Origin of the sequence: Rhizobium sp. AN6A, from assembly GCF_900215635.1 — a bacterium.
GTDB lineage: Bacteria > Pseudomonadota > Alphaproteobacteria > Rhizobiales > Rhizobiaceae > Agrobacterium > Agrobacterium tumefaciens.
The window spans coordinates 1-24,649 of sequence record NZ_OCNC01000004.1; the positions used below are offsets into that span (position 1 = coordinate 1).

Here is a 24,649-nt window from a genome sequence, read left to right on the forward strand (position 1 = left end):
CACAACGGAATAAGTGTCGCGATATTCGATGCGATGGGCGACACCGATCTTCGCCAGATATTCCGGCAGGACGTGCTTGGGGAAATTCGGCTGGCCCTGATCGAGATTGCAGGCAATGAGTTCCACAGGCAAAAGGCCGCGCCACTTCAGATCAAGCAGCAGTGCCAGAAGACCGTAGCTGTCCTTGCCGCCGGAAAGGCCGACCAGCCAGCGCTTCTGACCGTTCAGCATGCCGAAATCCCCGAAGGCCTGACGCACATTGCGCAACAGCCGCTTGCGCAGCTTGTTGAAGGAGACAGAACGGGGTGCCGCGTCGAACAGCGGATGCGAACCGCCATTTTCTCCGCCCAGGTCCTGATCGGCCTCGACCTCATCTGCGATGCTGGTGACAATGTTCATGATTAGCCCGCTCTGGCGTTCAGCCATTTTCAATGCAGGAAATGCCCGCATCCGCCCGCAATATCAAGCCCCGAATACCGACCAGCCGGTTTTCGTCGCCAGCATTTCCAGCGCATGCGACCCAAGCGCCGAATTGCCGACCTTGTTCAGACCCGGCGACCAGACCGCAATCGACGCCTTGCCCGGCGCCACTGCCATGATGCCGCCGCCTACGCCGCTCTTGCCCGGCAGGCCGACATGATAGGCGAAATCGCCCGATCCGTCATAATGGCCGCAGGTCAGCATCAGCGCATTGATGCGCCGCGCCCGCCGGTCTGACACGACCGTGTGGCCGCTCAACGGATTGCGGCCGCGATTGGCAAGGAAGAGACCGGCCCGCGAAAGCTGCGCGCAGGTCATGGATAACGCACACTGATGAAAATAGACGCCCAGCGTATATTCGACGGGGTGATGCAGGTTGCCGAAGGACCGCATGAAATTGGCAAGCGCGAAATTGCGGAACCCCGTCGCCTGCTCGGATTTCGCCACGGTGTCGTCAATGCTGATCGTGTCATCGTCAGCGAGATATCGGACGAAGCGCAAGAGTTCGCCAATCGCCTCACGCGGCTGGTGGCCGGAAAGAACGATATCCGTCACCACGATGGCACCGGCATTGACGAAGGGATTGCGAGGAATGCCGTGCTCATGCTCCAGCTGGACGATGGAGTTGAAGGACGACCCGGATGGCTCACGCCCCACCCTGTTCCACACCGTCTCGCCCGCCTTGCCAAGCGCCAGCGTCAGCATGAAGACTTTGGAGATGCTCTGGATCGAAAACGGCGTGAGCGCATTGCCGGCCGTATAGGTGGTTCCGTCGACAGTGGTGATGGCGATACCGAACTGGTTCGGATCGACCTTGGCGAGTTCCGGAATGTAATCCGCAACCTTGCCCTCGCCCAGGCGCGGCACCATGCTGTCGTAAATGGTATCGACGATCGCCTGAATGTCCTGCATGCAAAGCCTTCCCCAGCAAACAAAAAAGCCGCCCCGAGGGGCGGCTTTCTCAATACTGAAACGCGCCGATTAACGCGAGTAGAATTCGACGACCAGATGCGGTTCCATGACGACCGGGTACGGAACGTCAGACAGAGCCGGGATGCGAGCATAGGTCGCAACCATCTTGTTGTGATCGACTTCGATGTAATCAGGAACGTCGCGTTCTGCGAGCTGAACAGCTTCGAGAACGGTCACCAGCTGCTTGGACTTCTGGCGAACTTCGATAACGTCGCCCGGCTTGCAACGATAAGAACCGATGTTGACGCGAACGCCGTTAACCGTGACGTGGCCATGGTTGATGAACTGACGCGATGCGAAAACGGTCGGAACGAACTTGGCGCGGTAGACGATGGCGTCCAGACGCGACTCGAGCAGGCCGATCAGGTTCTCGGAGGTATCGCCCTTGCGACGGTTTGCTTCGTCGTAGGTGGCGCGGAACTGCTTTTCGCGCAGTTCGCCGTAGTAGCCCTTGAGCTTCTGCTTGGCGCGCAGCTGCGTGCCGAAGTCGCTCATCTTGCCCTTGCGGCGCTGGCCGTGCTGGCCCGGGCCGTATTCGCGGCGGTTTACCGGGGACTTCGGACGGCCCCAGATGTTTTCGCCCATACGGCGGTCAATTTTGTACTTAGCCGATTCGCGCTTGCTCATCGTATTTCCTTCTCAATAGGTTATGCCGGTTTGTTGCCAAACCGGTTTGAGGAAACACGCCCTCCTCTGAAGCCCGTTTCAGGACCTCTGACAGGTTTCTCACATGCGAATGGAGAGACCACGGGACATGTCGGTGATGTTGACCGCCGAACGTCAGCTTATAAAACTGCAAGGCAGTCAACGAAACACACCGGACATGACTGCCCGGCGTTGGGGCGGCTTCTAAACACGTTTTACAAATTTGTCAAACAAAGCCCGCCGCTTTTTTCTCGAACCACCCCTTGAAAAGCTGGAAGGCCCACCCACTTCTAAGCCGTAATCAGGACTCGGGCCCCTCTGGCGTGTTACCGGACAACACGCGATGTCGAGTCTCTTGAAGGTTGGGGCCCACGTTTATTCCTGATACGCGTCCCCATCCGCAAAGCCAACCTCGTCCGGCTAAAGGTTGACTGATGGAGTTCCTCCTCAACGATTTTCTCGGTACCCCCACATGGATGTGGGCGGTCTTCATTTCTCTTGTCCTTGGCCTCTTGGCGCTCGATCTTGGCGTGCTGCACAAGAATTCCAAGGAAATCGGCATCCGTGAAAGCTTGCTGATGTCCGGCTTTTATCGCCATCGGCTTGGCCTTCGGCGGATGGATCTGGTACCAGTCCGGTGAACAGTCAGCGATGGAATATGTCACCGGCTTCGTGGTCGAAAAAAGCCTCGCGATGGACAATATCTTCATCATCGCGATGATCTTCTCCTATTTCGCCATTCCCCGCCAATATCAGCACCGCGTGCTGCTATGGGGCATCCTCGGCGTGATCGTTCTGCGCGGCATCATGATTGCCGGCGGCGCCGCCATTGTCGAAAACTTCCACTGGGTGCTTTATCTCTTTGCGGCCTTCCTCGTCTTCACGGGCCTCAAGATGCTGTTTTCATCCGACCATGACGAGAACGACATCGGCAATAACCGCATCCTGAAATTCCTGCGCAGCCGCCTTCCGGTAACGGAGAAGCTGCATGGCGAGAAATTTTTCGTCAAGGAGACCGATGGGACCACCGGCAAGCTGAAGACCTTTGTGACGCCGCTGTTTCTGGCGCTCATCATGGTCGAAATCGCCGACCTTATCTTCGCGGTCGATTCGATCCCGGCGATCTTCGCGATCACCACCGATCCGTTCATCGTCTATACCTCGAACATCTTCGCGATCCTCGGCCTGCGCGCCCTCTATTTCGCACTTGCCGCCCTCATCCACCGCTTCGCCTATCTGAAATACGCGCTGGCTGCGGTTCTGGTCTTCGTCGGCTCGAAGATTTTCGTCGCGGATATGCTGGGCATCGCCAAGATCCCGCCCGCCGTCTCGCTCGGCGCCACCGTCGCCATCCTCGCAACCGGCATCATCGGTTCGCTGATTGCGACACGTAAGGAAGCAAAGGCTATCGAGTAACACCTGAAAATGTTGGCGGCAGGAAACCCTGCCCCAACTTACTCCGCCGCCAGCCTCGCATCATCCTCAGCCGCATCCGCATCGCCGGGTGCGGTCTTCGCGTCGAGATCGGGGAACGCCACAATGCGCTTGCCGGAGAAATCGGCGTGTACCACCACAAGCTCCTTCTCCTCGAAATAACCGAGAAGACGGCGTGCGCGGCGGGCGGAATGGGTACCGTAAGCGCGGGCAATGCGGGCGTCAGATGGGCAAGGCTCCTCATTGAGCGCCGCCTTGACCAACAGCAGGAAAACCCCCTGCAGATCGTCGGAGACCGACATCGACAATTCCAGCGCCTTCTCCCAGCCTTCGCTGGCCGCCATTGCCGCATCCACGCCGGAGCGGGCAATCGCCACCTGCCGGCGGAAATCCGCCAGCGTCATCGGCGTGCCGGGAATACGGCGCATGCGGGCGCGCACCAGAAAATCCTGGTACAGCACGGCGTCCGTGCGATAGGCCGATTGCGGATCGTCGAGAATTTCGACCAGCACCGCCGCGATCTTCTCTTCGCGCTCCTCCGGCGTCAGCTCCGGCTGACCTGCACGCGCGGACTGCTCCGGTGAAGGACCGGCGGCGGCAGGGGTGGAGCGGGAGAGTTCAGCCAGAATATCGGTGGTCGGGCGCGGCGCTGGCGGCGTGCGGCGCGTGGCGGGTCGCGTGAACTCTTCCGGGTCCGGCGTGAAGATCAGATCTTCCACATCCTGCGGCGCATCCGGCAGCGGCATCAGCTTCGGCGAGGAAGACCGCGCCGAGGTTTCCACCGCACCGATGACGATGGGCAACGGGCGACGCGACAGCGCCGGTCCAAGCGCCACGAAATTGCCGCGCTGCAGATCCCGGAACATTTCCGCCTGCCGCCGGTCCATGCCGAGCAGATCGGCAGCGCGCGCCATATCGATATCGAGAAAGGTGCGGCCCATCAGGAAGTTCGAGGCTTCCGCCGCTACGTTCTTGGCAAGCTTGGCAAGGCGCTGCGTGGCGATGACGCCCGCAAGCCCGCGTTTACGTCCACGGCACATCAGATTGGTCATGGCGCCCAGCGACGCCTTGCGCGCATCCTCGGTCACCTCGCCGCCGACGGAGGGCGCAAACATCTGCGCCTCATCCACAACGACAAGCACGGGATACCAGAATTCGCGATCCGCATCGAACAGGCCGTTGAGGAAAGCGGCAGCGGCCCGCATCTGCTGTTCGATGTCAAGACCTTCAAGCGTCAGCACGCAGGAAACGCGGTGCTGGCGGATGCGGTTGGCAATGCCCGCAAGCTCGGCTTCCGTGCGCTCTCCATCCACCACCACATGGCCGAACTTGTCGGACAGCGTGACGAAATCACCCTCGGGATCGATAATGACCTGCTGCACCCATTGCGCCGATTGCTCCAGGAGCCGGCGCAGAAGATGTGACTTGCCGGACCCGGAATTGCCCTGCACCAGCAAACGCGTTGCAAGCAATTCCTCAATATCGAGCTTGGCCTGCTGCCCGCCCGATAGGGTTCCCATGTCGATGCCGACCTGCAATGTTCCGTTCCTCGTGCTGCATGTCATCCGGCCGATTCCCGTAACGGCGGCCGAACATGCTCTTTACCAAAAAATCACCGATTGCGTCTGCCCCGTGCCGATAATGCACAGGCAATTGCGCCACATCTATGCGGCCCCGGACGAGACGCGCGAAAATGAAAGCCGCCTGCCGAACACATTCAGCATCAGCCCGATGATGACCAATGCGGCACCGACCACTTCGAAGACGGTAATATGCTCCGCAAAAGCGAGATAGGCGCTGACGAAACCGACAATCGGCACCAGCAGCGAAAATGGGGCCACCGTTCCGGCCGGATAGCGCAGAAGCAGGTAACTCCAGATACCCGCGCCGACGATGGTCGCACCATAGGCCATGTATATCACCACGAGAGCCATCGTAGGCGTCGCATTGCGCAGCCCTTCCGCAATCGCATCAGGTCCCTCCACCACCAGCGAAAGCAGGACCAACGGCAGAACGGGAACAAGGCTCGTCCATGCGACAAAGGAGACCGCGTTCACCTGGCCGATGCGGCGATTGACGATGTTGCCGCAGGCCCAGGCAATGGCCGAGCCGACGCCCATCAGCAGCGGTATCAACGCTGCAGCCGTCATGCGCTCCACGCCGATGACCGCCAGCCCGCCAAAGGCAACGATTGCGCCGACGATCTGTGACGGCAACGGCCGCTCGCCGAGAAACACCACGGCCAGCGCCAGCGTGAAGAAGGCCTGCGACTGCATGACGAGCGAAGCAAGCCCAGCCGGCAGGCCGAGCTTGATGGCCGGGTAAAGCAGGCCGAATTGCACGAAACCCATCGCCATGCCGTAAACGATCATATGCCGCCACGGCACATTGGGTTTGGGCAGGAAGAACACCAACGGCACGGCCGCAAACAGATAGCGCACCCCCGTCAGAAACAAAGGCGGCATGTCGGCGACGCCGATCTTGATGGCAACGAAGTTGAAGCCCCACAAAAACACGGTGATCAGGGCAAGAAGAATATGCGGCAACGCCATTTTGTTATGTCCGAATTTCAGGCGATCGACGGGCGTTTTACGCCGAAACCGCCCTCTTCCAGCCAAATGTAATGAGACCGGCGCCGATCAGGAGACCGCCGCCCGTGCGGTTGACGATGCGCTGAACCTTGGGTTTGCGGATCGTATTGCGGGCGGCACTTGCCAGAAGTCCATAAAGGGCCGCATTGCAGCTGGCAAGCACAAGGAATGTCGCTTCGAAAATCAGCACCTGCGGCCAGAAAGGCAGCGTCGGCACCAGAAATTGCGGCAGGAAGGCGACGAAGAAGACAATGCTCTTGGGGTTCAGCGCCGTGACGACATAGGCATGCAGGAAGATCTTGAGCGGCCGCTCACGGCCCGTCACGCCTGCGGCTTCACCACCTTCACCGCCAACCGGCGAACGCCACAGCTTGATGCCGAGATAGATGAGGTAAGCCGCACCGATCCATTTCAGACCGGTAAAAAGGGCCGCCGATGTGGCAAGCAGCGCGCCAAGCCCCAGCATGGAGGCCGTCATCGCAGTGAAGTCACCAAGCGTCACACCCGTCACCGTCGCGGTGCTCGCCTTGCGGCCATGCCCCAGAGCATAAGAAATCACCAGCAGGATCGTCGGCCCCGGAATGGCAAGCATGATGGCGGATGCGGCCACGAAGGCCAGCCAGTTCTCCAGCGGCATGATGCAATCTCCCCCGTTCGGTTTTTGGAGCAAGCCACCAAAAGCGCACGGTATCAAGCCAAATTTTCGGAGGCTATGCCGCTTTGTCATCCAGCGGACGAACGGGCTGCTGCTGCCGTTTCATCGCCTGTGCAAGATCGTAATTTGACTGCATGGCAAGCCATGCCGCGCCGTGCTGACCCCTGCCCGCTCCAGCCGCAGGGCAAGATCAGGGGTGACGCCTGCCCGGACGTTCACGAGGATAGTGCAACGCGCTATATGCCAGGCCTTTCCGCAGCTTCCGTTACGGAAAACTGAAGTACGGCAATGAACTCTTCGCAGACGCGCCGTGGCTGGATGCCGGGTCCAGTCCGGCATGACAGAGGCGCGCATTTCGAACATCATTAGCAGTTGAAACGGACGACGGAGCCTCCCCGGCATTTTCTCGCCGGAGAGACTGTCGTCATCAAAATCGCGGCGCCCAGTAAGGAGGGGCCCACTCCCGCCGCATTTTGCGGTCGGACGGCTCCAAGCCGATATCGTCCAGAAGACGCTCCGGCAGATCGGAAAGATCGGTCGGCGGCGGGCGCGGCACCATTGCCGCGACGAGAACCGCTTTCAGGGTTTTCCAGACGCCGAATGTGACGAACAGACGGTCGACCGCATCCGGCAGCGCATATGCTACCAATGGTTGATTTTTCTGCATGGGAAATCCGTCCCGGCGCGGCGAAGCAGCCAGGTCCTTTATCGATGATAAAACGACATGCGGGAACGGCGGGCGCAACACGCGGCAGCGCGGACGCACAATTCAGCTGTCAGACGAAGTGAAGATGCCAAACGGCAGGGAAATCAGGCAGGAAGCCTTATCGGAGGTCGATGCCTCGGGACATGTAACCGCCGATGACCATGCCGGAAAAGCCAAGCATGCCGGTAAGGCGCATATTCATATAGTCAGTCATTCCACGCCTCCTTTTTATAGCGGTTACAGACAAGATGCATCTTACACGAGATGCCGGACGCGACAAGAGGTCGCAATCTCGAATTGCAAAAGTCAGGCAGAATAGATGCAAAAATGCAACAAGCCTTTCAGCTCAGCGATACGCTGAGGCCAAAACCCTGCATCAGCCGCCGTGTGGCGAAATCCGGCTTGCCGGAAGTGAAGACGGCGAAATCGAAACCATCTGGATGCTCCGCATCCTGCGGCAGCGGCACCAGGTGGCGCGCGCGACGGGCAATCGCTTCCGCCGGATCGAGCCAGTCCACCGGCCATGGCGCCAGCCGGCGAAACACATTGGCCATGAAGGGATAATGAGTGCAGGCGAGAACAACGATATCGGTGCGCTTGCCGTCGCTATCGATGAAGCAGGGCTCAATTTCCGCCAGCACGGCTTCGTCGGAGATCGGCTCGCCCCTGATCCAGCTTTCGGCCATACGCGCCAGATTTTCCGATCCCACGAGGCGAACATGGCATTGCGTGGCGAATGACTGGATGAGATCGCGCGTATAGGCGCGCTTGACGGTGCCGGGCGTTGCCAGCACGGAAACGAGACCGGAACGGGTGCGTTCGGCCGCAGGTTTGATAGCTGGAACGGTGCCGACGAAAGTCATATCAGGAAAGCGCGCCCGAAGATCCGCACCTGCCAGTGTGAAGGCGGTGTTGCAGGCGATGACGCAGACTTCAGGGCTATAGTCTTCAAGCAGCTTCTCAAAGAGTGAAAGAATGCGCGCTTTCAGCGCCTCCTCTTCCCAGCCGCCATAGGGGAAACCGGCGTCGTCCGCCACATAGATGAAACCGCGCTCGGGCATCAGCACGCGCGCCTCGCGCAGAACCGTCAGCCCGCCAATGCCGGAATCGAACACCAGCACCGGTTTGAGAACATCGGCCAGAGCCTCAGTCGTCTTCAGCATTCTCCCCAGCCCTCTCCGACAATGGTCCCTCCGCCGTTCCGGCCCGGCCTGCCTGCTTGGACCACTGCCGGGGAAAACGATCGAGTGACCTGATCACGCCACGGAAAACACTGATTTCCTGCTCGGAAAAGCCGCGTCTCGACAGCACCGCACGCAGATTGTCCACCATTTTCGGCTTTTTTTCGGGCGGATGAAAATATCCGCGCGCATCGAGCGCCTCCTCGATGTGTTCGAACAGGCCGAAGACCTGTTCCTTGGTCGAGGGCCGCTGCTCGATAGGCTGGAAAAGCGTCTCGTCCAGATCGTCCATGCCGGATTTCATCCACTCATAGGACATCAAAAGCACGGCCTGCGCGATGTTGAGCGAGGCGAAGGCGGGGTTGACCGGAAATGTTACGATCTCATCGGCCAGCGCCACTTCTTCATTGGTAAGACCCCAGCGCTCACGCCCGAACAGGATGCCGGTTCTTTCACCCGCCTTGAACTTCGCGCGCAGCGTGCCGGCTGCGGTGACGGGGGCACGAACTGGTTTGAAACCGTAACGCTCCCGCGCGGTCGTGGCATAGACGAAATTGAGATCCTTGATCGCCTCTTCCAGCGTCTCGAACACTTTCGTCCCGTCGATGACATGATCGGCCTTGGAAGCGGCGGCGCGCGCCTTCTCGTTCGGCCAGCCGTCACGCGGCTTGACGAGGCGAAGTTCGGCAAGACCGAAATTGGCCATTGCCCGTGCCACCATGCCGATATTTTCGCCGAGCTGCGGTTCGACCAGAATGATCGCCGGGCCTTCCGCCACAAGTTCAAGCTCGCTGTTTGTGCCTGCCATCGTCGTTTTCCAGTTTCCGAAGCGCCGCATCGATTTTCAGGCCGATGCATTTTATGGTTTTTGCGCATTTCCAGACGGAAAACCGGTCGTCGCTTTTCCTGAAAATGCTCTAAAGCGCGCTTCACTGGCACAGATCCGCGCCAAAATCAAAGCCGGGGCAGGCAAAACGCCCTGTTATTCGCCCTTGATGATCGCCGCCATCTCTGCGCGCAGCGAATCCCTGCCCTCGTCTCCAACCCGGTGAATGTCGCTGATGACAGGCTGGCCGTTTTCCTCGATGACATCGAAATGCACCTCGTCGACCGTTGCCTTCATCTCTGCCTCATCCATGCAGGCCCAGAGCTTGAACTTCGCCGTCACGTCAGTCACGCCGTCCTTCACCTCACCGGGCGTTACCGAAACATCCACCAGCGGACAGCCATCCTGCGAGTTCGTCACCACATCGTAGCCGAAGGGATCGCCTTTCTCGCCGCTTTCCGCCTCGTAAGCAGGCTTCTTGGAAGCTTCGCGGTATTGGGCAACGAAGTCCTTGCTGAACAGGCTGGTCAGCATGTCCTCGTCGAAGATGTATTTCCAGTTTTCCGCATCGCCGGACCAGTTCTTGACGGTAATGTCCATCACCTTCTGGACGGGATCGGCGGGGCCGGCCGCAAGGGCGCTGTGGGAAAAGAGGACGGCGGCAGTCAGAAGCAGAATATTCCGCATGATGTGATCCCGGAGGTAGGCCCGACGCACGGGCGAAGCGATTCGCCTGACTGTATTCCGGCAATATGGTTTGGCAATGCGCAAAGCGTTATTGCACCGCGCCAAAAAAGCGCCCCCCATGGCTTTGCCTCAGGCGCGCGCGATGCTATAGCCGCACCGGATATTTTTCCGAATACCGGCGTCATCAGGCGCCACAGCTTCGAAGGTGAGGAATTCATGGCAAAGATCAAGGTAGCCAATCCAGTCGTCGATCTCGACGGCGACGAAATGACCCGTATCATCTGGCAGCTCATCAAGGACAAGCTGATCCTGCCATACCTCGATCTCGACATCGAATATTATGACCTCTCGGTCGAAAACCGCGATGCTACCAACGACCAGGTAACCGTCGATGCGGCACACGCCATCAAGAAGCACGGCGTCGGCATCAAGTGCGCGACGATCACGCCGGACGAGCAGCGCGTCGAGGAATTCGGCCTGAAGCAGATGTGGAAGAGCCCGAACGGCACGATCCGCAACATTCTCGGCGGCGTCATTTTCCGCGAGCCGATCATCTGCAAGAACGTTCCCCGTCTGGTTCCCGGCTGGACGAAGCCGATCGTTGTGGGCCGCCACGCCTTTGGCGACCAGTACAAGGCAACCGATTTCAAGTTCCCCGGCAAGGGCAAGCTGACGATCAAGTTCGTCGGTGAAGACGGTCAGGTCATTGAAAAGGACGTCTTCGACGCGCCGAGCGCCGGCGTTGCGCTGGCAATGTACAACCTTGACGAATCCATCCGCGAATTCGCCCGCGCATCCATGATGTACGGCCTGATGCGCAAGTGGCCGGTCTACCTGTCCACCAAGAACACCATCCTGAAGGCCTATGACGGCCGCTTCAAGGACATCTTCGAAGAAGTCTACCAGACCGAGTTCAAGGCGAAGTTCGATGAAATCGGCATCATCTATGAACACCGCCTGATCGATGACATGGTCGCCTCCGCTCTGAAGTGGTCCGGCGGTTACGTCTGGGCCTGCAAGAACTACGATGGCGACGTGCAGTCTGATACGGTTGCCCAGGGCTTCGGTTCGCTCGGCCTGATGACCTCCGTTCTCCTGTCCCCGGACGGCCGCACGGTTGAAGCTGAAGCGGCACACGGCACGGTCACGCGCCACTACCGCCAGCACCAGAAGGGTCAGGAAACTTCGACCAACTCGATCGCTTCGATCTTCGCCTGGACCCGTGGCCTCGCCCACCGCGCCAAGCTGGACGACAATGCAGAACTCGCAAAGTTCGCAGCAACGCTCGAAACCGTCTGCGTCGACACCGTCGAAAGCGGCTTCATGACCAAGGACCTCGCGCTCCTCATCGGTCCGGACCAGCCCTGGCTCTCCACCACCGCCTTCCTCGACAAGATCGATGAAAACCTCAAGACGGCGATGGCGGCTTAAAAGAACAGGGCACTGCCCGTTTGAAATATCGACAAAAGGAAACCCGGCCGCAACGCCGGGTTTCTTTTTTTGTTCACAGTATCTTGCTTAGATGTTGCACTAGGCGCAAACTTCGATTCCACAGCGTGCCGCAGTCAGAAAAATAAAAATATATAGCTGAAACAGCATAAAACGACACATAACTTGTCCGGCACAGTCAAAAATTCATGTGGTTACCAGCGCGATCCTTCGAGAAAACCGATAATGCTGTGGACTATAAAAACACACCGTGTCAGCGCGAACTCCGCGCGGGTTTTCAATGATGCTTTTGCAATTTTGCTTGGGGAGGCAAAGCAATGAGTGAATTGATCTTCTACACCAATCCCATGTCGCGCGGACGCATTGCGCGATGGATGCTCGAGGAAGTGGGCGTTCCCTACAAAACAGAGATACTGGGCTTCGAGACGTCGATGAAATCGCCTGCCTACAGGCTGATTAACCCGATGGCCAAGGTGCCCGCCATCAAACACGGCGACACCATTGTCACCGAAGCGGCAGCGATCTGCGCCTATCTGGCGGATGCCTTTCCGGGCGCCAACCTTGCGCCGACGCCCAAAGCGCGCGGGCTTTATTACCGCTGGATGTTTTTTGCTGCCGGTCCGTTGGAAATGACAACCAGCATGAAGGCGATGGGTTTCGAGGTACCGCAGGAAAAGCTACGTATGGCTGGCTGCGGCAGCTATGCGGATGCGATCAACACGCTCGAACGTGCCGTCAGCGAAAACCGCTTCATCGCCGGCGATCACTTCACTGCGGCGGATGTCTATGTGGGTGCCCATGTCGGCTGGGGCCTGCAGTTCGGCACAATCGAAAAACGTCCGGCCTTCACGGACTATATGGCGCATCTGACCGACCGCCAAGCCTTCAAGCGGGCCGCCCAGCTTGACGAAGCGGCAGCGAAGGATATGCAGGCAGCGGGTTGAGAAAACTGACAGGCATTTCGCCTGAAAGCGGAGCACCAGCGCTCGCAGGGGTCACAAAACGGATTTTGGAAGCGGGCTTATCCGTTAGACTGGGCGAGTGGTTCGCCGATCTCGATTGCATGCCCGTCCGGATCATAAAAACGGAACACTCTCTGTCCCCATGCCTGCCGCTCAACGGGATGGATCAACTCCACATGCGGCGCAATATTCCGAAATGCCGCATCGACATCCTCATGTTCGAAATAGAGCAGCAGGTTCCGTCTGCCGTAAGGTTCGTCCGTGTCGGGCGATGTCCGCCAGACCGTCTGTTCGAGCGAACGCCCCTCATGGATTGCAAAGCCGCTTTCAAAGAGGACGAAATTTCCGAAATCGTCCAAAACCTTCAGGCCGAGCCTGTCACGATAAAACTCCCTGGAGCGGTTGATATCGCACACGAAAGGGATGGGATTTACAAAGCGCATCACGTTCCTTTCGGAATTCAACATCCCGAATCAAAAAGGCGGGGTAGAACCCCGCCTTTTTCAATTCATCCAGATCAGGCCGCGAGCGCTGCCGCCACCGCGTCGATGGCGTCCTGTGCCTTGGCGCCATCGGGGCCGCCAGCCTGCGCCATATCCGGGCGTCCACCGCCGCCCTTGCCGCCGAGGGCGGCAGAGGCCGTGCGGACGATATCGACGGCGCTGAAACGGCCAGTCAGATCCTCGGTCACGGCAGCAACAGCACTTGCCTTACCATCTTCGGACACGGCGATCAGCAGCACGACGCCGGAGCCGATATTGGCCTTGGCTTCATCTGCAAGACCCTTGAGGTCCTTGGCATCGATGCCGGACAGGGATTTTGCGAGGAAATTGACGCCCGCGACCTGCTGTACGTCGTTTGCGCCGGCATCCGACGAGCCGCCGCCCATTGCGAGTTTCTTGCGGGCATCCGCAAGCTCGCGCTCCAGCTTCTTGCGCTCATCGAGAAGTCCCTCGACACGCGACAGCACATCGCCCGGCTGAACCTTCAGCGACGAGGCCAGCGCCTTTACACGCTCATCCTGCTCGGAGAGATAGGCAAGCGCGCCCTGACCCGTTACGGCTTCAAGACGGCGCACGCCCGCACCGACGGCACTTTCGCCGAGAATGCGGATAAGGCCGATCTGGCCGGTTGCGGCAACATGAGTGCCGCCGCAAAGCTCGACCGAGTACGGACGGTTGGCTTTCGCACCGTGAACGCCGGTGCCCATGGAGACAACGCGGACTTCATCGCCGTATTTTTCGCCAAACAGTGCCATAGCACCCTCGGCAATGGCATCGTCAACGCTCATCAGACGCGTCACGACAGGCGAGTTCTGCAAGACGATCTCGTTTGCCATTTCCTCGACAACCTTCAGCTCCTCGGCCGACATCGGCTTCGGATGCGAAACGTCGAAGCGCAGACGCTCGGGTGCGACCAGCGAACCCTTCTGAGCGACGTGCGTACCAAGCACCTCGCGCAGCGCCTCATGCAGCAGGTGGGTGGCGGAGTGGTTGGCGCGCAGACGCGAGCGGCGGTCGTGATCGACAGTCAGCTGCACGGCGTCGTCCAGCTTCAATCCACCCTTGGACACCGTGCCGGAATGCACGAAAAGGCCCTCGCCCTTCTTCTGGGTTTCTGAAACGGTAAAGGTGCCGTTATCGCCAGAGATTACGCCGGTATCGCCCATCTGACCGCCGGACTCGCCATAAAATGGCGTCTGGTTGACGACGATCTGCACCGTCTCGCCCTCGGCAGCACTGTCCACCGACTTGCCGTCCTTGACGATCGCCTGAATGACGCCTTCGGCGGTTTCAGTGTCGTAACCAAGGAATTCGGTCGCGCCGAGCTTTTCCTTCAGTTCGAACCACACCGTTTCGGTCGCCTTGTCGCCGGAGCCAGCCCAGTGCGAGCGTGCTTCCGCCTTCTGGCGCTGCATGGCATCGGTGAAGCCGGAAATATCGACGCCGATCTCACGGGCGCGCAGCGCATCCTGCGTCAGATCAAGCGGGAAACCATAGGTGTCGTAAAGCTTGAAGGCGGTTTCGCCGTCCAGCATATCACCCTTGTGCAGGGTCGAAGTCGCGTCGGACAGCAGCGAAAGGCCGCGTTCCAGCGTCTTGCGGAAACGGGTTTCCTCAAGCTTCAGCGTCTCGGAGATCAGCGCCTCGGCGCGAACGAGTTCCGGATAGGCGCGGCCCATCTGCTGTATCAGCGCCGGCAGCAGCTTGTAGATCAGCGGCTCGCGCGAACCGAGAAGCTCGGCATGGCGCATGGCGCGGCGCATGATGCGGCGCAGAACGTAACCACGACCCTCATTCGACGGCAGGACGCCATCGGCGATCAGGAAAGCGGAGGAGCGCAGATGATCGGCAATGACGCGGTGGCTGGCGCGCTTCTCGCCCTCTGCCGGAACGCCGGTCGCTTCGACGGAGGCCGAAATCAGCGCCCGGAACAGATCGGTGTCGTAATTGTCGTGTTTGCCCTGCAACAGCGCCGAAATGCGCTCGAGACCCATGCCGGTGTCGATAGACGGGCGCGGCAGGTCGATGCGCTCTTCCTTCGTCAACTGCTCATATTGCATGAAGACGAGGTTCCAGATTTCGATGAAACGGTCGCCATCCTCTTCCGGCGAACCGGGCGGTCCGCCCCAGATATGATCGCCGTGGTCATAGAAGATTTCCGAGCAGGGACCGCACGGACCGGTATCGCCCATGGCCCAGAAATTATCGCTGGTCGGAATACGGATGATGCGGTCGTCAGAGAAACCGGCGATCTTCTTCCAGAGATTAAAAGCCTCGTCGTCGGTGTGATAGACCGTGACCAGCAGACGGTTGCGGTCGATGCCGAATTCCTTGGTGATCAGGTTCCAGGCATGGGTAATCGCCTCTTCCTTGAAATAATCGCCAAAGGAGAAATTGCCGAGCATTTCGAAGAACGTATGGTGACGGGCCGTATAACCGACATTGTCGAGGTCGTTATGCTTGCCACCGGCGCGCACGCATTTCTGCGCGGAAGCGGCGGTGGAATAAGGACGGCTTTCGAGACCGGTGAAGACGTTCTTGAACTGCACCATGCCGGCATTGGTGAACATCAGCGTCGGATCGTTGCGCGGCACCAGCGGGCTGGAGGGCACAATCTCGTGTCCGTTCTTCTTGAAGTAGTCGAGAAACGTCGACCGAATTTCATTCACACCGCTCATGCCCACACACCGCTCACAGCTGGAGTCCATCACTGCCATCCCGAATGATGGCTATCTTGCAAAATCAAAGGCTTTTATCGTCCGCATCCTGCCCTGTCCAGCCATGGAGGCGCACCAAGGCGTCTAGGCAAAGAAAAAGGGCCGTGCGAGGAAAATCGCACGACCCTTTTGATCCATACCGGCTCATGCCGGCAAAGCCACCGGACGCGAACGCCCGGACCTTCGAATGCATCAGCCCTCGTCGGGACCGTCGTCGCTTTCGCCGGCTTCCGGGCCGCCATTCTGCAGGAACCGGTCGGCGATCAGACCGGCGTTCTGGCGCAGCGCCAGTTCGATCTCGTTTGCCATTTCCGGATTGTCGCGCAGGAAGGTCTTGGCATTTTCACGCCCCTGCCCCAGACGCTGGCTGTTATAGGAGAACCATGCACCGGATTTCTCGACGATACCGGCTTTCACGCCGAGATCGACAAGCTCGCCGGTCTTGGAAACGCCTTCGCCATACATGATGTCGAATTCCACCTGCTTGAAAGGCGGTGCCATCTTGTTCTTGACGACCTTGACGCGGGTCTGGTTGCCGACAACCTCTTCACGCTCCTTGACGGCGCCGATACGGCGAATGTCGAGACGCACCGAGGCGTAGAATTTCAGCGCATTACCGCCCGTCGTCGTTTCCGGCGAACCGAACATGACGCCGATCTTCATGCGGATCTGGTTGATGAAGATCACCATGCACTTCGACTTGGAGATCGAGGCGGTCAGCTTGCGCAGCGCCTGGCTCATCAGACGTGCCTGAAGGCCCGGCAGGCTGTCACCCATCTCGCCTTCGATTTCGGCACGCGGCGTCAGCGCCGCAACCGAGTCCACCACCAGAATGTCGACGGCACCAGAGCGCACCAGCGTATCGGTGATTTCAAGCGCCTGCTCGCCCGTATCCGGCTGCGAGATCAGAAGGTTCTGCAAATCCACACCGAGCTTGCGGGCATAGACCGGATCGAGCGCGTGCTCGGCATCCACGAAGGCGCAGATGCCGCCCTTCTTCTGGGCTTCCGCGATTGTCTGCAACGCAAGCGTTGTCTTACCGGAGCTTTCCGGGCCGTAAATCTCAACGATACGCCCCTTCGGCAGGCCGCCGATACCGAGCGCTATATCCAGGCTGAGAGAACCCGTCGAAATGGTCTCTACTTCAACCACGTTTTCATTGGAACCGAGCTTCATGATCGATCCCTTGCCGAACGACCGTTCGATCTGGGAGAGCGCCGCTTCCAGTGCCTTGCTTTTATCCACCGATTTATCCTCTACGAGACGCAAAGAATTTTGTGCCATCCGATCCACCTTTAGGTTATTGAAGCCGCACAGGCAATGAAGCAGTATGGAAATAGGATGTACTCTATTTGTTCTCATATCGCAAGGCGCAGCCAGCATATTGAAAACAAATAGCGATAAGTGGTTTGTTCTGCTTTCGTTTTTCCGTGTCCGACCTATCGCTGCGGACCGGATGTGAAGGGGAACAAACACAAGATTGGGACGAATCGTCCACCTTTTCCATCCGCGAAAGAGGGAAACACAAGCGTGAAGAAAATACTCGTTCTGGGCGGCGCGCATATAGACAGGCGCGGCATGATCGAGACTGAAACGGCGCCCGGCGCCAGCAATCCTGGCTCATGGATGGAAGAGGCTGGCGGCGGCGGTTTCAACGCGGCGCGCAATCTTTCCCGGCTCGGTTTTGCCGTCCGTATCATCGCGCCGCGCGGTGGCGACGTGACAGGCGAAGCGGTGGCGGAGGCAGCAAGGCAGGCGGGCGTGGAAGATACGCCCTTCGTTTTCCTCGATCGCCGCACGCCAAGCTACACCGCCATTCTGGAGCGCGACGGCAATCTTGTCATCGCACTTGCGGATATGGACCTTTACAAGCTGTTTTCGCCGCGCCGCCTCAAAGTTCGCGCGGTGCGTGACGCGATTACCGCGAGCGACCTTCTGCTTTGCGATGCCAATCTGCCGGAGGATACGTTGAAGGCGCTCGGTCTCATTGCCCGCGCCTGCCAAAAGCCGCTCGCGGCCATCGCCATTTCGCCCGCCAAGGCGGTGAAACTGAAGGACATGCTCGCCGATATCGACATTCTCTTCATGAACGAGGCAGAGGCGCGCGCGCTGACCGGACAGACGGCAGACAATGTTCGCGACTGGCCGGGCATTCTCCGCAAGGCAGGCCTTGCTGGCGGCGTCATCACCCGCGGTGCAAGCGAAGTGGTAGCCTTTAACGCGACGCAAACCGCAAGCCTCCACCCACCCATCATCCGCGAGGTGAAAGACGTAACCGGCGCCGGAGATGCCATGGCGTCAGGTTATCTCGCGGCGATTACGGAGGGCAAAACCATCACTGAGGCCCTGCGACTGGGTGCCGCGGCGGCCGCCATCACCGTGCAATCGCCTTTCGCCACCGCTCAAGACCTGTCAAAAGACAGTGTCGAGACCATGTTGGGGCTTGTCCCCAAGGCCGAAATGCTGGCATGAACCCGTTTTTTTATAGTCTGGAACAAACAGAATGACCCGCCCCATCTCCCCGCTCCTGCCCATCGTCTATTCGCAAGAGGTTGCCGCTGCCAAACAGCGCGGCGCGCCGATCGTCGCGCTGGAATCGACCATCATCACCCACGGCATGCCCTATCCCGGCAATATCGAGATGGCCGAAGGCGTCGAACAGATCATCCGCGATCAGGGAGCCGTTCCGGCAACCATCGCCGTCATTCACGGCACGCTGCATATCGGCCTCGAGAAGGAGCAGCTCGAAGCGCTTGCCCAGACCACCGACGCCATGAAGGTCTCGCGCGCCGATATTGCCTTTGCTATTGCCGAGCGCCGCACCGGTGCCACGACAGTGGCAGCCACCATGATTGCCGCTGCCCGCGCCGGCATCCGCGTTTTCGCCACCGGCGGCATCGGCGGTGTGCACAAGGGCGCGGAGGAAACCTTCGATATTTCCGCCGATCTGACCGAGCTCGCCAAAACCGGCGTGATCGTCGTCTGCGCCGGCGCCAAGGCCATTCTTGACATCCCGAAGACGCTGGAAGTTCTCGAAACCAACGGCGTGCCTGTCGTGACTTTCGGTTCGGAAGAATTCCCGGCATTCTGGTCGCGTTCCTCCGGCCTTTCCAGCCCGCTGTCGCTCAACAGCCCCGCAGCCATCGCCAATTTCCAGACGACCCGCGAACAGCTCGGCATCGATGGCGGCATGCTGATTGCCAATCCCGTGCCGGAAGAGGACGAAATTCCGCGCGAGGAGATGGAAATCTACATCAATCGCGCCATTTCCCACGCTGAGCGCGAGGACATCACCGGCAAGGCCGTCACGCCCTTCCTGCTCGGCGATATCTTCCGCCTGACCGACGGCCGCAGCCTCGCGACCAATATCGCGCTGGTACGCAACAACGCCCAGCTCGCAGCAGAAATTGCTGTGGCGCTGAACTAAGCGTTAGTGGCTGGACTATCCTCAAATTTGAGGATGATGGCAGGGTGTGAAGCATCCCAGTCATGCCGGACTCGATCACCCCGGACCGCGGATCTGGTCCGGAGGTACGGATAATGTGTCGGCCTGGGAACTTTGCTGCCGACTAAAAAGCCCGGAAAGCTTTGCGCTTTCCGGGCTTTCATTTTTCAGTTCCTGAACCTTATCAGTTCTGGGCGACCGGTCTTACCAGCGGCGTCACGCGGCGGATGGTGACGCGGCGGTTCTGCTGTTCCGGGCCGAGTGTCTGAACCTTCAGGTAACGTTCGCCGTAGCCTTGCGTCGCCAGGTTTTCCGGCGGAATGCCGTAAACATCGGTCAGGACATTGGCGACGGAAGCGGCACGCTCGTCGGAAAGAACGAGGTTGCTTTCATCCGAACCAATGGCATCGGTATGGCCTTCGATCAGGAAGGTTTCCGCCGGGTTCTTTGCCAGCGCCTTGTTGATCGCATCCGCTACCTTCCGCAGCGAACGGGCCTGCGCCATCGGAATGTCAGCGCTTCCAGTGGCAAAGGTGATCGTATCGAGGTCGATACGGCGCACCTTGTCGCGGATACGGGCCGAATAACGCACTTCATCCAGCGAGTAGACACGCTCCACCGGCTCAACCGGCGGCTGCTCCAGGAAGCGGTAATAATCGCGGTCCGGATCGCTCGACGTGTCGATGATGTAGTCACGAACCGGAATGCGCAGACGCATCGGCGGCAGGTCGAGGCCGGGATCGCGATAGACATATTCACGGTCCGGTTCGTCCATCAGCTCCGGCGCATAGAACAGAACATATTCCCGGCCACGGTCATCGATGCGCGAACGCTGGATGACGTCGCCATAGCGGTTGCGGATCGTCACCACCTGCGTGCCGTCGCGACGCTCGACGGTCTCGCGGACACGTCCGCCCGGCAGGCGCTCGTAATAGGGCTCGCCGCCATCGCGGATGAAGCGCTGATTGTCGTCGCCGCGCACAACCACGCGGTCACCGAATTGCAGGATGATCGGCGCATCGCGATCCTGATCACGCCGGCCGCCTTCGCGCGGCTGCCATTCCCGCGCACCTTCCGGCCGGTCATATTGCGGACGCCGGTCGACACGCTCGCCCTGCTGAGAGGTGATCGCCTCCATCTTCACGGGCGGCGGAGCCTTGCCTTCGGCGGCACCGGCGCGCTGCGCTTCGGCGTCGGAAGTCGGCACCTTCACGTCACCGGCCTGCTCACGCTCGCGGCGGCGTTGCTCGCGTGCCTGGTTGTTGCCGGAGCGCTCCACTTCCTTGTCGCTGTCGAGAACGGCGGCACCCTTGTCGACGGGCAGAATGACGGTGTCGGCAGTCTTGGACGGGTCCTTGGCGATAGCCTTGGCCTTGTCCAGTTCCTGCTTCGTCGTCGGAGGCGCTTCCGTCTGCGGAATGGCGACCTGATTGGGAACGGCTTCGCCGGCAGGCGCCTGTCCTGTCGTGGCACCGCTTGGCGGCGGAGGTGTCGGCGTACCCGGCAGCGGCGCTGCAGGCTCCGTCTTGCCCTGGCCTTCTACCGGCTGCTTTTCAGAAGGCTGCTGGCCGGGCGCAGGATTGGGCTGAGCTTCCGGAGCCGGTGGCCGTGCCGGTGTCGGCGCTTCCGTTGGAACGGGAGCCTCCTTTACGGCTGGCTCAGGAGCCGCTGGCTTTTTCTCCGGAACGGCCTTTTCGGCGGGTTCCGATTTCGGTTCCGGTGCTGGAACTGGAGCGGGCGCCTTTTCCTCTACCGGCTTTTTCTCGGCGGCGGGCTCGCGCGGCTTTGCCGGCTGCTCGGTATTTTCAGGGCGTGCGGCTGGCTGTTCGGCCGCCGGCTCCGGCTTGCGCGGACGTGCGGGGCGTTGCTCGCCCTCGCCTGCCGGCTGCTCGGCTCTAGCCGGTTTGCGCGGCCGTTCCTGCGGCTGCTGCTCTGCGGGTGCAGGCGCGGCTTCCGGCTCAGGCTGCGGGCGCTGCTTGCGGGCGGGTGGTTGTTCAGCTGGCGCCGGTTCCGGTTGGGCTTCGCGCTGCTGCGGTTGCCGTTTCGGTTCTGGCTGCGGCTCGGGCTGAGGTTCACGCTTGGGTTCAGGACGCGGTTCGGCCGGTGCAGCTTCAGCCTTCGGCTGTTCGCGCTGCGGTTCCGGAGCCTGCTCCTGCTTTTTCGGCTCTGGCTCTGGCTTCGGCTGCGCCTCTTCTGCTTGCTGGCGTTGCTTGCGCAGCAACTCTTCCGGGTTCTGCTCCTCCGCTTGCGGCTGCGCCTGCGCCAATATCACAGGGGCCTGTGCCTGGGGCATTTGCGTTTGCGTCCGTGCGGCGCCGGCATAACCGGCGGCGGCCGGCTCCACCGCGATCGCCAGCGACATGAGGGGGAAAACCACCCCCGTCAGCAATGTGTTCTTCTTCAGCATCGGTGCTTCCTCATCTGCCAATCGTTGTACGCGGCTTATGCCGCGACATTGTGAATCCGGCCGCGCGTGCAGGCGCTGGTCAACGCCTTGCATACGCTTCGGTTCCCATGATGACCAAAGCCTTCTGTACCGGAAATGAACAGATCAAGGCCATTTCGTGAAAGCTCCGCGACGAAAAAGAGGGCGCTAATATTGCAGTTGCATTTTTTGACCAACCGGACGAATAATTGCCGCGCGCTGAAGGCCACGAATGGCAAACCGTTCTGTTGCGCCTGCGCTCACGACGTCCGCACTGAAAACAACAACAGACTGCGGATGAACGACCAAAAGAGAGGATCGAAATGCCTATTTCCACCCGTCTGCTCGCAGCCGTATCGATTGCCGCCATCTCCCTGTTTTCCGGCGCGGCCCTCGCGCAGGACAAGATCGTCATCGGCACCGAAGGCGCCTACCCGCCCTTCAACAATCTGGAGGCCGACGGTACGTTGACCGGCTTCGACATCGACATCGCCAAGGCGCTGTGCGTCGAAATGAAGGCCGAATGCACCTTTGTCACCAATGACTGGGACGGCATCATTCCCGCCCTGCAGGCCAAGAAGTTCGACGCCATCATCGCGTCCATGTCGATCACGCCGGAGCGTCTCCAGAAGGTCGATTTCTCCAAGAAATATTACAACACCCCGCCGGCAATCGCCGTACCGAAGGATTCGCCGATCAAGTCCGTCGACGACCTGAAGGGCAAGTCGCTCGGCGCGCAGGGTTCCACGACCCACTCCAACTATGCCGAAAAGCACTTCCCCGGTTCCGACCTGAAAATGTACCCGACCGCCGACGAATATAAGCTCGACATCGCCAACGGCCGCATCGACGCCGTCATCGACGATATCGTCGTCCTGTCGGAGTGGCTGAAGTCGGATGCAGGCAAGTGCTGCAAGATCCTGACGCCGCTTCCGGTGGATGTCGAGATCAACGGCAACGGTGCAGGCGTGGCCGTTCGCAAGGGTGACACGGCGCTCGCCGACAAGTTCACGGCTGCCATCGCCGGCATCCGCGCCAACGGCAAGTACCAGGAAATCAACAAGAAATACTTCGATTTCGACGTTTACGGCCAGTAAGCGGCGCGTCGCCTGTTGAAATCTGGTGGCGGAAGGCTTGCCCTTCCGCCATTTTTGTTTGAAAACGTAACCATAACAATCACGGCGGCTTAAGACCGCGGGGGAAAACTGGCATGAGCGGAGCATTTTCCGCCATAGGTGCGTTCTGGACCTATGTCTCGACACTTCTCGACCCTTTCTGTGGGCCGGTCGGTCTCTTCACGCTTTTCGGAAACGGCACCCTCGTCACCTGTGGCGATGCCGGCTGGGGCGACGAAATCGCCTTCGGCGTCAAGGTAACGATCTCGCTGGCGCTCGCCACCCTGCCCGTCGGGCTTGTGATCGGTTTCCTCATTGCGCTCGCCGCGCAATCGGAGGAAAAATCGCTGCGGCTGGCGGCCGGTGTCTATACCACCATCTTCCGTGGCCTGCCGGAACTTCTGACCCTGTTCATCGTCTATTACGGCATCCAGATGCTGCTGCAATCGGCCGCCGGTTATGTCGGGATAACCGGCCCGGTAGAGATCAACGCCTTCGTGGCGGGCATGGTCGCGCTGTCAGTGGTGTTTTCGTCCTATTCCTCGGAAGTGTTGCTATCCGCCTTCAAGGCCATCCCAAAGGGCCAATATGAGGCGGGCCATGCACTCGGCCTCTCGCGCGGCCACACCATGGTGCTCGTCATCATTCCGCAGCTGGTCAGGATCGCCCTGCCCGGCATGACCAACCTTTGGGTCATCCTGCTCAAGGATACCTCATACGTCTCGATCATCGGCCTTGCCGATATCGTGCGCCAGACCGGCATCGCTGCCCGCGTCAGCAAGGAAGCCTTCTTCTTCTACGGCATCGCCTGCCTGCTCTACCTCATCCTCGCTCTGCTCTCCTCCATCGGCATCGGCTTCATCGATCGCTGGTCGCGCAAGTCGGAGGCAAGCCGATGAGCCATGTTCAGGAACTCATTCCGCCGCGCCCCGCGCCTGTCGCCACAGACAAGCCCCTCAACATATCGCGCGTCGTCGGCATCGCCGTCATAACGCTCTGGCTGCTGCTGGCCGCCGGGCTGATCTTTGCGATGATCGAAGGCTGGGACTGGGCGAAATTCGAACGTTACGGGCCGCGTTATATCGATGGCCTCATCACCACCATTACGCTGGTCGGCAGTTCGATCATCCTCGGCGCAATTCTCTCGGTGCCGATCGCCTTCGCCCGCATGTCGGAAAATCGCGTCATCGGCGCGCTGGCCTATGCCTATGTCTACGTCTTTCGCAGCACGCCGCTGCTGGCGCAGCTTTTCCTGATCTATTACGGCCTCGGCAGTTTCCGTCAGGGGCTGGAAACCGTTGGCCTGTGGTGGTTCTTCCGTGAGGCCTGGTATTGCGGCCTCTTGTCACTCACCCTCAACACCGCCGCCTATCAGGCAGAAATCCTGAGGGGCGCGATCCGAAGCGTACCACGCGGCCAGATTGAAGGTGCGGCCTCGCTCGGCCTGTCGAAATTCATCACCTTCCGCAAGGTCATTCTGCCGCAGGCCCTCATCGTGGCGCTGCGCCCCTACGGCAATGAGATCATCCTGATGATCAAGGGTTCGGCAGTGGTCTCCATCGTCACGGTCTTCGACCTGATGGGACAGACGCGTTACGCCTTCTCCCGCACATTCGACTATCAGGCCTATCTCTGGGCGGCGATCTTCTACCTGACGATCGTCGAGACGCTCCGGCATGTCTGGGCATGGCTGGAAGCCCGCCTGACGCGCCATCTCAAACGCTAGGGGCACGGTTGGCAGCACTCACCAGAGAAGACTGCCAACATTTTGAAAAATATAACTATTTTGTGACAACCCAGACCTTTGGCAAGGTTGGGTTAACCCTGTCGTGTTCCCATATCAGATACAGCGACAA

Annotated in this window: 20 protein-coding genes and 2 pseudogenes; 8 read left to right on the plus strand and 14 right to left on the minus strand. The window is 59.8% G+C overall.

What is annotated here, in order from left to right:
• From CRO62_RS12555 to rpsD, 3 genes and pseudogenes are all read right to left on the minus strand, one after another.
• Window positions 1–399: pseudogene (locus CRO62_RS12555) on the minus strand (tRNA 2-thiocytidine(32) synthetase TtcA); the annotation flags it as partial.
• Window positions 400–462: 63 nt separating this feature from the next.
• Complete coding sequence (locus tag CRO62_RS12560) at window positions 463–1,392, minus strand: glutaminase (RefSeq protein ID WP_097100492.1); 930 nt, start codon at window positions 1,390–1,392, stop codon at window positions 463–465.
• 69 nt (window positions 1,393–1,461) lie between these two features.
• A complete protein-coding gene (gene rpsD, locus CRO62_RS12565; RefSeq protein ID WP_003516040.1) occupies window positions 1,462–2,079 on the minus strand; it encodes a 30S ribosomal protein S4 in 618 nt (205 codons plus the stop codon).
• Between the two features lie 452 nt (window positions 2,080–2,531).
• On the opposite strand from rpsD, the pseudogene CRO62_RS12570 reads away from it, so the two are divergent.
• Window positions 2,532–3,513: pseudogene (locus CRO62_RS12570) on the plus strand (TerC family protein).
• Between the two features lie 38 nt (window positions 3,514–3,551).
• On the opposite strand, the gene CRO62_RS12575 reads toward CRO62_RS12570, so the two are convergent.
• The 7 genes from CRO62_RS12575 to CRO62_RS12610 all read right to left on the minus strand — a co-directional run bounded on the left by CRO62_RS12575 (window position 3,552) and on the right by CRO62_RS12610 (window position 10,177).
• Window positions 3,552–5,069, minus strand: a complete 1,518-nt coding sequence (locus CRO62_RS12575) for an ATP-binding protein (protein WP_025593912.1) — start codon at window positions 5,067–5,069, stop codon at window positions 3,552–3,554.
• Window positions 5,070–5,195: 126 nt separating this feature from the next.
• Window positions 5,196–6,083 (minus strand): EamA family transporter, encoded by an 888-nt coding sequence (locus tag CRO62_RS12580; protein WP_025593913.1) that lies wholly within the window; start codon window positions 6,081–6,083, stop codon window positions 5,196–5,198.
• A 37-nt stretch (window positions 6,084–6,120) separates the two neighbouring features.
• Window positions 6,121–6,759 (minus strand): LysE family translocator, encoded by a 639-nt coding sequence (locus CRO62_RS12585; RefSeq protein ID WP_097100493.1) that lies wholly within the window; start codon window positions 6,757–6,759, stop codon window positions 6,121–6,123.
• 445 nt (window positions 6,760–7,204) lie between these two features.
• Complete coding sequence (locus CRO62_RS12595; RefSeq protein WP_013636401.1) at window positions 7,205–7,444, minus strand: DUF1127 domain-containing protein; 240 nt, start codon at window positions 7,442–7,444, stop codon at window positions 7,205–7,207.
• A gap of 380 nt (window positions 7,445–7,824) precedes the next feature.
• A complete protein-coding gene (murI, locus tag CRO62_RS12600) occupies window positions 7,825–8,646 on the minus strand; it encodes a glutamate racemase (protein WP_097100494.1) in 822 nt (273 codons plus the stop codon).
• A complete protein-coding gene (locus CRO62_RS12605) occupies window positions 8,630–9,472 on the minus strand; it encodes an RNA methyltransferase (RefSeq protein WP_097102954.1) in 843 nt (280 codons plus the stop codon). The genes murI and CRO62_RS12605 overlap by 17 nt, the downstream gene beginning before the upstream one ends.
• Before the next feature lie 174 nt (window positions 9,473–9,646).
• The gene (locus CRO62_RS12610; protein WP_174001926.1) at window positions 9,647–10,177 is read right to left on the minus strand and encodes a hypothetical protein; all 531 of its coding nucleotides are present in this window, start codon (window positions 10,175–10,177) and stop codon (window positions 9,647–9,649) included.
• 216 nt (window positions 10,178–10,393) lie between these two features.
• On the opposite strand from CRO62_RS12610, the gene CRO62_RS12615 reads away from it, so the two are divergent.
• Both CRO62_RS12615 and CRO62_RS12620 read left to right on the plus strand, forming a co-directional pair.
• Window positions 10,394–11,608 (plus strand): NADP-dependent isocitrate dehydrogenase, encoded by a 1,215-nt coding sequence (locus CRO62_RS12615; RefSeq protein WP_003516051.1) that lies wholly within the window; start codon window positions 10,394–10,396, stop codon window positions 11,606–11,608.
• 335 nt (window positions 11,609–11,943) lie between these two features.
• The gene (locus tag CRO62_RS12620) at window positions 11,944–12,570 is read left to right on the plus strand and encodes a glutathione S-transferase family protein (RefSeq protein ID WP_097100495.1); all 627 of its coding nucleotides are present in this window, start codon (window positions 11,944–11,946) and stop codon (window positions 12,568–12,570) included.
• 77 nt (window positions 12,571–12,647) lie between these two features.
• Here CRO62_RS12620 and CRO62_RS12625 read toward each other — a convergent pair whose 3' ends face one another.
• From CRO62_RS12625 to recA, 3 genes are all read right to left on the minus strand, one after another.
• A complete protein-coding gene (locus CRO62_RS12625) occupies window positions 12,648–13,031 on the minus strand; it encodes a VOC family protein (RefSeq protein ID WP_097102959.1) in 384 nt (127 codons plus the stop codon).
• 74 nt (window positions 13,032–13,105) lie between these two features.
• Window positions 13,106–15,769, minus strand: coding sequence for an alanine--tRNA ligase (gene alaS / locus CRO62_RS12630; RefSeq protein ID WP_025593920.1), 2,664 nt, complete (start codon window positions 15,767–15,769; stop codon window positions 13,106–13,108).
• Between the two features lie 231 nt (window positions 15,770–16,000).
• Window positions 16,001–17,092 carry a recombinase RecA gene (gene recA / locus CRO62_RS12635; protein WP_097100496.1) on the minus strand — a complete coding sequence of 364 codons (1,092 nt, stop codon included), beginning with the start codon at window positions 17,090–17,092 and terminating at the stop codon, window positions 16,001–16,003.
• A 246-nt stretch (window positions 17,093–17,338) separates the two neighbouring features.
• On the opposite strand from recA, the gene CRO62_RS12640 reads away from it, so the two are divergent.
• Window positions 17,339–18,280 carry a carbohydrate kinase family protein gene (locus tag CRO62_RS12640; protein WP_097100497.1) on the plus strand — a complete coding sequence of 314 codons (942 nt, stop codon included), beginning with the start codon at window positions 17,339–17,341 and terminating at the stop codon, window positions 18,278–18,280.
• Window positions 18,281–18,311: 31 nt separating this feature from the next.
• The gene (locus CRO62_RS12645; protein ID WP_097100498.1) at window positions 18,312–19,235 is read left to right on the plus strand and encodes a pseudouridine-5'-phosphate glycosidase; all 924 of its coding nucleotides are present in this window, start codon (window positions 18,312–18,314) and stop codon (window positions 19,233–19,235) included.
• 202 nt (window positions 19,236–19,437) lie between these two features.
• Here the strand turns inward: CRO62_RS12645 and CRO62_RS12650 are convergent, their stop codons facing one another.
• Window positions 19,438–21,660 carry an OmpA family protein gene (locus CRO62_RS12650; RefSeq protein WP_097100499.1) on the minus strand — a complete coding sequence of 741 codons (2,223 nt, stop codon included), beginning with the start codon at window positions 21,658–21,660 and terminating at the stop codon, window positions 19,438–19,440.
• Between the two features lie 341 nt (window positions 21,661–22,001).
• Here CRO62_RS12650 and CRO62_RS12660 point away from each other — a divergent pair, with 341 nt between their 5' ends.
• The 3 genes from CRO62_RS12660 (at window position 22,002) to CRO62_RS12670 (ending at window position 24,519) form a co-directional block, all read left to right on the plus strand.
• Window positions 22,002–22,775 carry an ABC transporter substrate-binding protein gene (locus CRO62_RS12660; RefSeq protein WP_003516066.1) on the plus strand — a complete coding sequence of 258 codons (774 nt, stop codon included), beginning with the start codon at window positions 22,002–22,004 and terminating at the stop codon, window positions 22,773–22,775.
• Window positions 22,776–22,888: 113 nt separating this feature from the next.
• Window positions 22,889–23,692: an ABC transporter permease gene (locus CRO62_RS12665; protein WP_003516067.1), complete on the plus strand. Its 804-nt coding sequence runs from the start codon at window positions 22,889–22,891 to the stop codon at window positions 23,690–23,692.
• Window positions 23,689–24,519 (plus strand): ABC transporter permease, encoded by an 831-nt coding sequence (locus CRO62_RS12670; protein ID WP_097100501.1) that lies wholly within the window; start codon window positions 23,689–23,691, stop codon window positions 24,517–24,519. Before CRO62_RS12665 ends, CRO62_RS12670 begins: the two co-directional genes overlap by 4 nt.
• Window positions 24,520–24,649 lie beyond the last annotated feature (130 nt).

Excerpts from the sequence above, each read along its gene's own strand:
- CRO62_RS12560 (WP_097100492.1), bottom strand. The coding sequence starts at position 1,392 with ATGCAGGACATTCAGGCGATCGTCGATACCATTTACGACAGCATGGTG.
- rpsD (WP_003516040.1), bottom strand. The coding sequence starts at position 2,079 with ATGAGCAAGCGCGAATCGGCTAAGTACAAAATTGACCGCCGTATGGGC.
- CRO62_RS12580 (WP_025593913.1), bottom strand. The coding sequence starts at position 6,083 with ATGGCGTTGCCGCATATTCTTCTTGCCCTGATCACCGTGTTTTTGTGG.
- CRO62_RS12585 (WP_097100493.1), bottom strand. The coding sequence starts at position 6,759 with ATGCCGCTGGAGAACTGGCTGGCCTTCGTGGCCGCATCCGCCATCATG.
- CRO62_RS12595 (WP_013636401.1), bottom strand. The coding sequence starts at position 7,444 with ATGCAGAAAAATCAACCATTGGTAGCATATGCGCTGCCGGATGCGGTC.
- murI (WP_097100494.1), bottom strand. The coding sequence starts at position 8,646 with ATGCTGAAGACGACTGAGGCTCTGGCCGATGTTCTCAAACCGGTGCTG.
- CRO62_RS12605 (WP_097102954.1), bottom strand. The coding sequence starts at position 9,472 with ATGGCAGGCACAAACAGCGAGCTTGAACTTGTGGCGGAAGGCCCGGCG.
- CRO62_RS12610 (WP_174001926.1), bottom strand. The coding sequence starts at position 10,177 with ATGCGGAATATTCTGCTTCTGACTGCCGCCGTCCTCTTTTCCCACAGC.
- CRO62_RS12615 (WP_003516051.1), top strand. The coding sequence starts at position 10,394 with ATGGCAAAGATCAAGGTAGCCAATCCAGTCGTCGATCTCGACGGCGAC.
- CRO62_RS12620 (WP_097100495.1), top strand. The coding sequence starts at position 11,944 with ATGAGTGAATTGATCTTCTACACCAATCCCATGTCGCGCGGACGCATT.
- CRO62_RS12625 (WP_097102959.1), bottom strand. The coding sequence starts at position 13,031 with ATGCGCTTTGTAAATCCCATCCCTTTCGTGTGCGATATCAACCGCTCC.
- alaS (WP_025593920.1), bottom strand. The coding sequence starts at position 15,769 with ATGAGCGGTGTGAATGAAATTCGGTCGACGTTTCTCGACTACTTCAAG.
- recA (WP_097100496.1), bottom strand. The coding sequence starts at position 17,092 with ATGGCACAAAATTCTTTGCGTCTCGTAGAGGATAAATCGGTGGATAAA.
- CRO62_RS12645 (WP_097100498.1), top strand. The coding sequence starts at position 18,312 with ATGACCCGCCCCATCTCCCCGCTCCTGCCCATCGTCTATTCGCAAGAG.
- CRO62_RS12650 (WP_097100499.1), bottom strand. The coding sequence starts at position 21,660 with ATGCTGAAGAAGAACACATTGCTGACGGGGGTGGTTTTCCCCCTCATG.
- CRO62_RS12660 (WP_003516066.1), top strand. The coding sequence starts at position 22,002 with ATGCCTATTTCCACCCGTCTGCTCGCAGCCGTATCGATTGCCGCCATC.
- CRO62_RS12665 (WP_003516067.1), top strand. The coding sequence starts at position 22,889 with ATGAGCGGAGCATTTTCCGCCATAGGTGCGTTCTGGACCTATGTCTCG.
- CRO62_RS12670 (WP_097100501.1), top strand. The coding sequence starts at position 23,689 with ATGAGCCATGTTCAGGAACTCATTCCGCCGCGCCCCGCGCCTGTCGCC.